This is a genomic window from bacterium, from assembly GCA_041648665.1.
GTDB lineage: Bacteria > UBA10199 > UBA10199 > 2-02-FULL-44-16 > JAAZCA01 > JAFGMW01.
The window spans coordinates 1-6739 of the sequence record JBAZOP010000123.1 but is presented as its reverse complement, the minus strand read 5'-3'; the positions used below and the strand labels follow the sequence as shown (position 1 = coordinate 6739).

The window sequence follows — 6739 nt, the reverse complement described above, 5'->3', positions numbered from 1 at the left end:
CGCTACTGCTCGCCGGGTGTTCGTTCGTTGTCACCGTGGATGATGCCAGCTACCGTGTCAGCGTCCGCCCGCTGGTGCCGTCGCCGACTGGCACGCCGCTGCCCAGCCTCACGCCGACGGCGACGGTGACGCCTACCGCGACGCTGCCGCCCGCCAGCCCGACGCCGACGCAGGAAGTCACGCTGCCCACGCCGACGGCGACTACGACGCCGAGGCCCACGGCAGAGAAGGGCAACTGCATCGTCAAGCTGGGCGGTACAGCAATCAACGAGCGCACCGCACCGAGCACCAGCGCCGCGCGCACCCCGTCCAGCCCCATCCCGGCGGGCAGTCTGGTAGCGGTGACGGAGTTCACCAGCGCCGAGGGCTATCTCTGGTCGCGCAACGCTTTCGGCTGGTTTGTCGTGCGGCAGGGGACATCCTGGTGGGTGACGTTCACGGCGGAGACGCTAGAATTCTGCATCGAACTGCCCGGCTACCCAAGCGGCGTGCAGCCGCCGAACCCCATCGTGCGGGCGCTGCCGGGAGTGTGGGCGGGGCCTGGTGCGAATCGAGACGAATTACTGCGCTTTGGAGCGCAAGTGCGAGGGGCGGGGCAACCCGCCTCTCTGGTGTACGGCGAACCCTACACCGCCGAGCTTCTGCTGGCGAATGGATGGTTCGTGCTGCTACGCGCTGCCGGAGTGCCGGACTGCCCTGATATGACGCTTTCGCCCGTTGTGAGTGCTGAGCAGTTCACAAACGCGGTTGTGAATGAAGTGGGGCGGCAATCTCATGCACTAGTCGGGGCGAACGAGTGTACATGGCCTTCAGCGACGTGGGCGCGCGATTGGGTGCGCGCAGCAGCACAGACAGCAGCAGGGCGGGGCGTGCGGGCGCTGGTGCCGATAGTCTGGAATCCGGGCGCGCCAGAGTTGGATTGGGTGCCCGTGCTGGCACCTGCCTACCGCGACGCGCCCATCGTCGTCATCTGGGGCGTCAACACCTATCCGGTGCGCGTGGGCACGGGGCTGGCGGTGCGCGACGCTTACACGCAATACACCACGTACCGCTATGAGTTGTATCGTCACCACCTGCGCGGGGTGCCGATTGTGATCACCGAGTACGCGAGGGGCGACGGTTCAGAGCCGCCCGACTTCGCCGACATCCGCGCCTGGTGGGGACTGGTCCGGTCGCAGGTAGACGTGGCGACGGCCTGGTACATGAGCGGGCCACCGGGCCTGGGGCATTGGATAGCGGCTAACCTCGCCGGACGATTGGCAGACCTGGTCGCTGCGCTACAGTGAGGTAGCCATTGACAACACTCCCTGAGGGGCAGGGCAAGCGGCTGATAGGAGCCGACCGTTACAAGTTCGCCCGCATCTGCATCGAAACGGCGGGCACCTGGCGCGATAAGCGCGCCGCAGTCATCGCGGCGGGTTATGACGAGGCGCTGGCAACCGAGGGCCGCGTCAAGGCAGTACTGAGGGACTGGCCGCGCTTGCAGGCGAGGTGGGGCCGCGATGTCGCCGTGTCGTTTGGCGTGCGCGAATACACGTTCGGCGCGCTGACTGACGAGGCCGGGCCGGACGTGCGCTTGCCCGTGTTCGATGGCGAACCGCACCTGACAGGCGACTGGGTAGTGTGCGGCGACCTGCACCTACCAACCACCGACTTCGCCCTGGCCGAGCGGATGCTGGAGACGGCGCGTGATCTGAACATGCGCCGTCTGCTGATCGTCGGCGACCTGTGCAACTTCGAGGCATTTAGCAAGTTCGAGCACCTTGTGCCGCCGCCGGACTTCGAAACGGAAGTGCGCATAGCCGTGCGCCTGATGGCTCACTTCGCCGGGTGGTTTGAGGAGATGGTGCTCGTGCTCGGCAACCACGAGCATCGCCTGCTGAAGCGCACGAACGGCAACATCAGCGCGACGATGTTGGGCCACATCCTGAATGCGGCGGGCGGCAAGCTGCACGTCTCACCCTACGGCCACGCCATTATCGAAAGCGGCGGGCAGGTGTGGCGCGCAACACATCAGCGCAACTACAGCCGCATCAAGGGCCGCCTGGCTGATCAACTGGCACAGAAGTATCAGAGTAACGTGCTCTCATTCCACCAGCACCACGTAAGCGTCCAGCGCGACTCCTGGAACCGCTACACCATCATAGACGCGGGCGGGCTGCACGACGATAGCAAGATGGCCTACGTCAAGCTGACAGACAGCAACATGCCGGTGATGGCGCGCGGGTTCGTGTTACTGGTGGGTGGGGTGGGGCACCTGTTCACGCCCTACCCAACGCTGACAAACTGGCCCGTGCTGGTAGCTGGGCTGAAGGCGACGCGGACGTAAAAGCACGGAATGCACGCGCTAAATGCACGCGGGGCGGGGCATGAATGCACGCGCGCAAAAAGAAAAGCCCCGCCGGTGAGGGCGGGGCTGGCAGAAAGCGAGTCGCATTGTGCGCAGAAGGAAAATCAGTGGCCATGCTCCCGGCTCTGCTCGTCGTAGATGCGCTGCAAAGTGCGGGCGATGCTCCAGGCTAGGCGGAGATGGTAGGAGCGGGGTTCGCCGGGCCACATGCGGCGGTAGGCGCGGTACAATCTGATGAAGTCTCGCATGATCAGATCAGCCTCCTGTATCGCTTATGAGAATCCTAATTCTCATCACTTACGCACCCAACTCCGGCACCCCCACAGCGCGAACAAATGCCAGGGCCAATCGTGCCAGCCCCGCCGCACTTCGAGCACGCTGTTTCACCCTCGCCCACCCGCTCGAACTCTAGCACCCACACGAGGGGATTATCTGCCCAGCGCGTGCCGGGTTTTGTGTGGATGGTGTCCCATAACTGAGCGTATTCGTCGATCAGCCCCGCGTGCCCGCACTCAACCTCACTGCATCCAAACATATCAGTGGCGCTGTAGACAGTTATCCATCCGTTGTTACAGTCGGGACAAACCAAGCCCTCAGCCAGCGCGTCCTCTGCCGTGATGTCCTGCACTCGCTGCTGCCGGATGGCTGTGATGCGGATGCGACCAACAGCGGGCTTGCCGCGTCCGGGCTGCACGGCGTAGGTGCGGCCAACGTAAGGCGGTTGTGCCCGTAGCCGCCGCGTCTGCGTCTTGGTGCCGTCGAGCACCTGTTGCCATGTGTGTTGGAAGATCATCTCCCTCTCATCTCCCTCTCCCCTCACCACCTAATTTCTCGTGCAGGCGGCGCTCCAGCTCGGCGTTCTGTGCCGCCCAGGCTGCGTCCCAGCCTGCGGCCCAGACTGCGGCCCCGGCTGCGTCCCTGGCTGCGGCCCAGCCTGCGGCCCAGACTGCGGCCCTGGCTGCGGCCCTGGCTGCGTCCCCGACTGCGGCCCTGACTGCGGCCCCGGCTGCGTCCCTGGCTGCGGCCCAGGCTGCGGCCTCGGCTGCGGCCCTGGCTGCGTCCCCGACTGCGGCCCTGACTGTGGCCTCGGCTGCGGCCCAGGCTGCGTCCCAGGCTGCGGCCAACTCGTCGTCTGTCGCTTGACCGTCTAACCAGGAGCGCTTAACAGTCAACGCGGTAGTTGAGCGACTATCCACCATCAGGTAACGCACGGATTCAGCACACCACAGCGCGAACTCGTGAAGTTCACGGGTGCAGTCTGCGCTCGCCAGGATGTGGCGTTCGCTTGCTGCTGCCTTGTCATCATCTGCCAGGACGATGCCGGAAAGCAATACCAGCCGTACCTGGATCGTTCCGCTTGGTGCACCGCTTGGCGCATATTTCAGTGCATCGAGCGCCCGCGGGCAAGCGTGAAGCCCGCTTCCGCATAACACGACCGGCCCGTCCCAGCGTTCCATGCCGCCCACGGGCGCTGGCTCTGAGCCGTCACGCAGCTTGTTGTCTGCGATAAAGTGCCACATCTCGGCCATCTCCCTCTCCACTCACTCTTTCACCGACTTCCAGCCGAACCGCCACTGCTGCCAGCCGCGACCGTTACAAGCCGGGCAGATGCGGTCGTCTGGCGTGATTCCCCGCCCCAGACATTCCGGGCAATCGCGCTCAAGCCTCTCTTCCAGTCGTGCGCGCACCAGATACAGTCGCCATCCAATCAGTTTCCGCAGCTTAGTCATCTCCCTCTCCTCTCTCTTCTCTCACCCAGAAAAACCCGCGCGGAAGCCCCCGCCTTCAGGCGTGGGGAGTGTCACTCATTGCCCTATTCCCCGTTCCCATTCCGTCGTGTGCCGCGCGCACTGCGCAGTACCGGCATCCACTCGCGCCGCCACTTCCAGCGCTCCAGCCCGTTCTCGTCGAGACACTCACCCGCCCGCGCCCAGCCGTCGCCAGCCGGGTAGCAGTAGCGGTCGGTGATGGCCTCTTCCACGAGGTGCCCGGCATGGGTGCCAGGATACACGGCAAGCACGATCCCCGCACTGGTGTAGAGGCGGTGCGGTGCGTCTGGGTCGAGCGCCCAGACTTCGCCGTTGCTCAGGTAACGAAACTCTGCGTTCATAGAAATCACTCGCCGGAGACCCCCGGCTTTAGCCGGGGGAGGAAGGCGAGACTTCCTCCTTTCTGTGGTATAATCAGTGACAAGGCACTCCCTCGTGGAGCAACGGCTTGCACCTTAACACCTGGCGATATGAGGTTGCATCGAGGAACTCGGTCGGTGCGTAAAATCTCCACCGTCGGACTAACCTCCGTCAACTCGCGCCAGTCTTCGGGCTGGCGGGCGGCTGTCAACCCGCCACACGTCTCGGATGCGCCCTCAGCGGCGTAGCGCCAGGGACAAGCTCCCCGCTTTAGCGGGGAGTAGTTGACTGCTACCTCCGTAAAAGTAAGCGCCCGCCGCCGCGTTGACGGCGGGCTGTTGGACAGGGCGATCACTTCTTCGCGGGATTGCGGGCGGGCTCGTCGGGCACTTCCTGTGCCTTCGCCAGCGCGCGGGCCTCAACCGCCGCCTTCGCCGCGTCCAGGCCGCCAGGCATAGGATCTGTCCACTGGTTCAGCTTGCACGCTTTGAGGCACGAGTTGGACAGGTGCGCGCGTGGTGCGTCCGCCAGGTCGGGGCGCAACTCACGGGCGTACTCGATCAGCGCGTCCACTTCCGATGGCTTGAGAGGCTGCACCTGCTGCTCGTCGTCGGGCGGCTCCGGCGGCGCTTGCACCGGGCCGGTCTGAATGCGGCGCGACTGATCGCCCTTCGGCTGATACACAGGCGCGGCGGGACGCTCGATGATCTCGCCTTCTACGACGTTACCATCTTCGTCCACCGGCGCGCCTAACTCGTCGGGCGTATAGGCCGGTCCACCTGTCACGTCTGGGCAATACCACTTCACACCATTGGACAGCGCCCGCGCAAACAGCATGTTGCGCGGATACTTGCGCCAGTTGTCCGAGTTGTCCGAGGTATTCAGCCCGGCTTTCTGAGCGTCCTGGAGCGTAAAGCGCGAGCGCCCGATGGCTTTGCCATCCTCATAGAACTCGATTTCGGCGGCCTCATCGGTGAGTTCCAGCACGCGGTAGTTGTAGCGACCGCTGCGCTTCACCGCCGCGCCCATGAGGTTCGCCGATAATGACACCTTGCCCTTGACGATGTAGATGCCCGTCATCGAAGCCACCGGCCCGAATCCGATTTCCTGCCCGGCCAGCACCTTGACGATAGCCTGGGCTTCGTCCTTCGTGTCCTTAAAGAACCCGCTGCGCGCCAGCACTTCGCCAAGCGAGCGCAAATCTAGCCCGGTCTGTACTGTGAGTGCCTTGTCACTCATCTCCCTCTCCCTCCTCTACCGGGACGCCATTCGCGCCCCACTGCGGCCCGCGCCTCACCCACAGCGCAGGCTTGCCATTGTAATCGGTGACGCTCAGCGAGACACGCCCGCCGCCCATGCGCGCCCGGAACATCGTGCTCACGTTTTTGCGCGCGCGTCTGGCGGCTTGCTGCGAGTCGAACGGATAGATGAGCGCCTTGCGCGCCGGCGTGCGCTCCAGCCGCAGCGCGATGTCTCGAAACAGCGCCGTCGTTTCGGTAACGCGGTGCTCCGGCCACATAGTCGCTGACACTTCCAGCGGTTCCATCCATGCCCGTCTCTCGATGCTCACGATGCACCCCCTGCGACTGCGGTATCCCGCTCCAGCCCATACGTGCGCACCAGCGCCCTGAGGCGCGGATTCTCTTCGCCCTCGACGGCCAAGTTGATCAGCACGTCGAGCTTCTGCATCAGCGTCTTTCCGGCGAACAGGTGCCGGAAGAACATCCACCGCTCGGCGGCCTCGTCCAGCTTACCGCGCACGTCATTCAGCCCGGCACGGTAGTCAATGCCATCGTCGGCAGGCCGCACCACAACGGGCGCGGGGGCGGGAACGGGCGCGGGGTGGGCGCTCATGCTGAGGCCCCACTCATGCGCGTACTCGTCACAAAGCATGTCATAGGTGTTCATCTCTCAACCCCTTCCAGGGTGGCCCCGTAGAGGTTGGCCCCTTCCAGGTTGGCCCCGTAGAGGTTGGCCCCTTCCAGGTTGGCCCTGCGCAGGTTGGCCCCTTCCAGGTTGGCCCTGCGCAGGTTGGCCCCGTAGAGGTTGGCCCCTTCCAGGTTGGCCCCTTCCAGGTTGGCCCCTTGCAGGTTGGCCCCTTCCAGGTTGGCCCCTTGCAGGTTGGCCCCTTCCAGGTTGGCCCTGCGTAGATTGGCCCCTTCCAGGTTGGCCCTGCGTAGATTGGCCCCTTCCAGGTTGGCCCTGTAGAGGTTGGCCCCGTAGAGGTTGGCCCCTTCCAGGTTGGCCCCGCCCAGCTTGG

The 6739-nt window shown here is 64.8% G+C and carries 11 protein-coding genes; 2 read left to right on the top strand and 9 right to left on the bottom strand.

Translation table 11 applies throughout. The features are described from left to right. The first annotated feature begins 35 nt into the window (after nucleotides 1–35). Together WC683_18665 and WC683_18660 are read left to right on the top strand one after the other, a co-directional pair. Nucleotides 36–1286 (top strand): hypothetical protein, encoded by a 1251-nt coding sequence (locus tag WC683_18665; GenBank protein ID MFA4974633.1) that lies wholly within the window; start codon nucleotides 36–38, stop codon nucleotides 1284–1286. Nucleotides 1287–1294: 8 nt separating this feature from the next. Then, complete coding sequence (locus WC683_18660; protein ID MFA4974632.1) at nucleotides 1295–2329, top strand: metallophosphoesterase; 1035 nt, start codon at nucleotides 1295–1297, stop codon at nucleotides 2327–2329. A gap of 125 nt (nucleotides 2330–2454) precedes the next feature. Here the strand turns inward: WC683_18660 and WC683_18655 are convergent, their stop codons facing one another. From WC683_18655 to WC683_18615, 9 genes are all read right to left on the bottom strand, one after another. After that, nucleotides 2455–2598: a hypothetical protein gene (locus WC683_18655; GenBank protein ID MFA4974631.1), complete on the bottom strand. Its 144-nt coding sequence runs from the start codon at nucleotides 2596–2598 to the stop codon at nucleotides 2455–2457. A gap of 35 nt (nucleotides 2599–2633) precedes the next feature. Continuing rightward, nucleotides 2634–3143 (bottom strand): ASCH domain-containing protein, encoded by a 510-nt coding sequence (locus tag WC683_18650; protein ID MFA4974630.1) that lies wholly within the window; start codon nucleotides 3141–3143, stop codon nucleotides 2634–2636. A 7-nt stretch (nucleotides 3144–3150) separates the two neighbouring features. Next, nucleotides 3151–3879 (bottom strand): hypothetical protein, encoded by a 729-nt coding sequence (locus WC683_18645; GenBank protein MFA4974629.1) that lies wholly within the window; start codon nucleotides 3877–3879, stop codon nucleotides 3151–3153. A gap of 12 nt (nucleotides 3880–3891) precedes the next feature. After that, a complete protein-coding gene (locus WC683_18640; protein MFA4974628.1) occupies nucleotides 3892–4080 on the bottom strand; it encodes a hypothetical protein in 189 nt (62 codons plus the stop codon). 83 nt (nucleotides 4081–4163) lie between these two features. Then, the gene (locus WC683_18635) at nucleotides 4164–4460 is read right to left on the bottom strand and encodes a hypothetical protein (protein ID MFA4974627.1); all 297 of its coding nucleotides are present in this window, start codon (nucleotides 4458–4460) and stop codon (nucleotides 4164–4166) included. A gap of 370 nt (nucleotides 4461–4830) precedes the next feature. Further along, nucleotides 4831–5718 (bottom strand): hypothetical protein, encoded by an 888-nt coding sequence (locus tag WC683_18630; protein MFA4974626.1) that lies wholly within the window; start codon nucleotides 5716–5718, stop codon nucleotides 4831–4833. Beyond that, entirely contained in the window at nucleotides 5711–6049 is a 339-nt protein-coding gene (locus WC683_18625) for a hypothetical protein (protein MFA4974625.1), read from the bottom strand. The genes WC683_18630 and WC683_18625 overlap by 8 nt, the downstream gene beginning before the upstream one ends. After that, nucleotides 6046–6387: a hypothetical protein gene (locus tag WC683_18620; protein ID MFA4974624.1), complete on the bottom strand. Its 342-nt coding sequence runs from the start codon at nucleotides 6385–6387 to the stop codon at nucleotides 6046–6048. Before WC683_18620 ends, WC683_18625 begins: the two co-directional genes overlap by 4 nt. After that, nucleotides 6384–6739 (bottom strand): pentapeptide repeat-containing protein (locus tag WC683_18615; protein MFA4974623.1); only part of this gene is annotated, 356 nt, incomplete at its 5' end. The genes WC683_18620 and WC683_18615, both read right to left, overlap by 4 nt.

Bases quoted from the DNA above. Each gene is read 5' to 3' on its own strand.
- WC683_18655 (MFA4974631.1), bottom strand. From the start codon at position 2,598: ATGCGAGACTTCATCAGATTGTACCGCGCCTACCGCCGCATGTGGCCC.
- WC683_18640 (MFA4974628.1), bottom strand. From the start codon at position 4,080: ATGACTAAGCTGCGGAAACTGATTGGATGGCGACTGTATCTGGTGCGC.
- WC683_18620 (MFA4974624.1), bottom strand. From the start codon at position 6,387: ATGAACACCTATGACATGCTTTGTGACGAGTACGCGCATGAGTGGGGC.
- WC683_18650 (MFA4974630.1), bottom strand. From the start codon at position 3,143: ATGATCTTCCAACACACATGGCAACAGGTGCTCGACGGCACCAAGACG.
- WC683_18645 (MFA4974629.1), bottom strand. From the start codon at position 3,879: ATGGCCGAGATGTGGCACTTTATCGCAGACAACAAGCTGCGTGACGGC.
- WC683_18630 (MFA4974626.1), bottom strand. From the start codon at position 5,718: ATGAGTGACAAGGCACTCACAGTACAGACCGGGCTAGATTTGCGCTCG.
- WC683_18635 (MFA4974627.1), bottom strand. From the start codon at position 4,460: ATGAACGCAGAGTTTCGTTACCTGAGCAACGGCGAAGTCTGGGCGCTC.